Source organism: Aeromicrobium sp., assembly GCF_049587115.1.
In the GTDB taxonomy this organism is placed as follows: Bacteria; Actinomycetota; Actinomycetes; order Propionibacteriales; family Nocardioidaceae; genus Aeromicrobium.
The window spans coordinates 1-3407 of record NZ_JBAVDI010000084.1 but is presented as its reverse complement, the minus strand read 5'-3'; the positions used below and the strand labels follow the sequence as shown (position 1 = coordinate 3407).

Genomic DNA, 3407 nt, shown 5'->3' with positions numbered 1-3407 from the left:
CGCATGTTGGGCTCGATGCCGCGGACCAGGATCACGTCGCGGTCCAAGTCCGGGGGAGAGGCGATGGCAATATGGGTGCTGGGCCAGGTGAGGCGTCGGTGGCCGTTCTCGTCGGTGCCGACGACGGGGCGGTTGACCTGGAAGTCGTAGAACTCCTCGGGATCGATGGCGCCCACGACGCGGGCCTGCCACACCTTCACCAGGTGGTCGACCACCCCGGACGCGGCGTCCGCGGCGTCGTTCCATCCTTCGAACGCGGCGATCACCAGGGGGTTGATCAGCTCCGGTGCGTCATCGATCTCGATCACTCGTGAAGCCTAGTGCCGCCCCCCACGTCGCGCGCCCGGGTTAGGACCGACCGGCGGTAGACCAGCCTCACCCGCCGCGACGATTTCTCCGTCGAAGTCGGGAGTGTCAACATTCGGGAAGCCGGTCCACTCCGTGGACGGCGTTCCTACGCTTGTGAAAGACCCAGCAAAGGAGTCCCGCGTGTCCCCGTCGCCCGCTCTCCGCCCCGACGTCACCGAGGAGCTCACTGAGATCCTCCAGAAGCGGATCGTGGTGATCGACGGCGCCATGGGCACTGCCATCCAGCGCGACCGTCCGTCCGAGGAGGGATACCGCGGCGATCGGTTCCAGGACTGGCCCAGCGACCTCCAAGGCAACAACGACCTGCTGACCCTCACCCAGCCCGACATCATCGCCGGCATCCATCGCGAGTACCTCGAGGCCGGCGCGGACATCATCGAGACCAACACGTTCAACGCCAACGCGATCTCGCTGGCTGACTACGGCATGGAGGAGCTCGCCTACGAGCTGAACTTCGAGGCGGCACGGCTGGCCCGTGGCGTCGCCGACGCGATCACCGAGCAGACGCCCGAGAAGCCTCGCTACGTGGCGGGCGCCTTCGGTCCCACCACCCGCACGGCGTCGATCTCGCCTGACGTCAACGACCCAGCGACCCGCAACGTGTCCTATGACCAGCTGGTGGCGGCGTACCAGGAAGCTGGTCGGGGACTGCTCGATGGCGGCTGCGACCTCCTCTTCATCGAGACGATCTTCGACACCCTCAACGCGAAGGCCGCGATCTTCGCCACGGAGACACTCTTCGAGGAGTACGGGCGGCGCTGGCCGGTCATCATCTCCGGCACCATCACCGATGCCTCGGGGCGCACCCTCTCGGGTCAGGTGACCGAGGCCTTCTGGACCTCCGTGCGCCACGCCCGGCCGATCGCCGTTGGGCTCAACTGCGCGCTGGGCGCGAAAGAGATGCGCCCCTACATCGCCGAGATGGCACGGATCGCCGACTCATTCGTCTCCTGCTACCCGAACGCCGGCCTGCCGAACGCCTTTGGTGAGTATGACGAGGCGCCGGAAGAGACGGCCGCGATCATCCAGGAGTTCGCCGAGGCCGGATTCGTCAACCTCGTGGGCGGGTGCTGCGGCACGACCCCGGCGCACATCGCCGCGATCGCACGGGCCGTCGAGGGCGTGGAACGACGCGAACCGAGCCAGGTCACGCCGGCCATGCGTCTGTCCGGGCTGGAGCCGTTCACGATCAACGAAGAGAGCCTCTTCGTGAACGTGGGGGAGCGCACCAACATCACCGGTTCCGCAAAGTTCCGCAACCTGATCAAGGACGGCGACTACGACACGGCGCTGTCCGTCGCCGCCCAACAGGTCGAGAGCGGCGCTCAGGTCATCGACGTGAACATGGACGAGGGCATGATCGACGGCGTCGCGGCAATGGACCGCTTCACCAAGCTCATCGCCAGCGAGCCCGACATCAGCCGGGTGCCGATCATGGTCGACTCCTCGAAGTGGGAGGTGATCGAAGCCGGGCTGAAGAACGTCCAGGGCAAGCCGATCGTCAACTCGATCTCCATGAAGGAGGGCGAGGACAAGTTCCGCGAGCACGCCCTGCTGTGCAAGAAGTACGGTGCAGCAGCGGTCGTGATGGCCTTCGACGAGGACGGTCAGGCCGACAACCTCGAGCGACGCAAGGCGATCTGCGAGCGCGCGTACCGGATCTTGGTCGACGAGGTCGGGTTCCCGGCCGAGGACATCATCTTCGACCCGAACGTGTTCGCCGTCGCGACTGGCATCGAGGAGCACGCGTCGTACGGCAAGGACTTCATCGAGGCGACCCGCTGGATCAAGCAGAACCTGCCCGGTGCGCTGGTCTCCGGTGGCATCTCCAACGTGAGCTTCTCGTTCCGCGGCAACAACCCGGTCCGCGAGGCAATCCACGCGGTGTTCCTGTACCACGCGATCGATGCCGGCCTGGACATGGGAATCGTCAATGCTGGTGCCCTCGTCGTCTACGACCAGGTCGAGCCGGAGCTGCGCGAGCGGATCGAAGACGTCGTCCTCAACCGTCGGCCCGACGCGGCCGAGCGGCTGCTGGAGATCGCCGAGGAGCACAACAAGGTCGGTGAGGTCGTCGAGGCAACCGAGGCCGAGTGGCGGGCGCTGCCGGTCGGTGAGCGAATCACCCATGCCCTGGTCAAGGGCATCGACGCCTTCGCTGAGCTGGACGCCGAGGAGCTCCGGCAGGAGATTGCTGCGCGAGGCGGCCGCCCGATCGAGGTGATCGAGGGGCCGCTGATGGCCGGCATGGACGTCGTCGGTGATCTCTTCGGTGCCGGCAAGATGTTCCTGCCGCAGGTGGTGAAGTCGGCCCGGGTGATGAACAAGGCCGTCGCCTACCTGATCCCCTTCATCGAGCAGGAGAAGATCGACAACCCCGAGTACGCCACCGCCAAGGAGACCAACGGCACGATCGTGATGGCGACCGTCAAGGGCGATGTGCACGACATCGGCAAGAACATCGTCGGCGTGGTGCTGCAGTGCAACAACTTCGAGGTGATCGACCTCGGAGTGATGGTGCCGGTGCAGAAGATCCTCGACACCGCTGCCGAGGTCGGTGCGGACGCGATCGGGCTGTCCGGCCTGATCACGCCCTCGCTGGACGAGATGGTGACAGTTGCCTCCGAAATGCAGCGTCAGGGTCTGACCATCCCTTTGCTGATCGGCGGGGCCACGACCTCTCGAGCGCACACAGCGGTGAAGGTCGACGGCAAGTACGACGGGCCGGTGGTGTGGGTCAAGGACGCCTCACGTTCCGTACCGACCCTGGCTTCCCTGCTCAGCGACGAGCGGCGGCCGGCCCTGATGGCCGACATCGCCGAGGACTACCAGGCGTTGCGGGCCCGGCATGCGACCAAGCACGACCGCCCGATGGCCACCCTCGAGAAGGCGCGTGCCAACCGCACGCCGATCGAGTGGGCGGGCTACCAGCCGCCGGCGCCGAAACAGCCGGGTGTGCACGTGCTGACCGGCTACGACATCGCCGAGCTGCGCGACTACATCGACTGGCAGCCGTTCTTCAACGCCTGGGAGATGAA

2 protein-coding genes are annotated in these 3407 nt (G+C 66.2%); one reads left to right on the top strand and one right to left on the bottom strand.

Translation table 11 applies throughout. The features are described from left to right. The coding region (locus WB461_RS08590; protein WP_423852314.1) for a PAC2 family protein at positions 1-308 on the bottom strand (308 nt) is incomplete at its 3' end. Between the two features lie 268 nt (positions 309-576). On the opposite strand from WB461_RS08590, the gene metH reads away from it, so the two are divergent. Continuing rightward, a partial coding sequence (gene metH, locus WB461_RS08585) for a methionine synthase (protein WP_423852315.1) occupies positions 577-3407 on the top strand: 2831 nt, incomplete at its 3' end.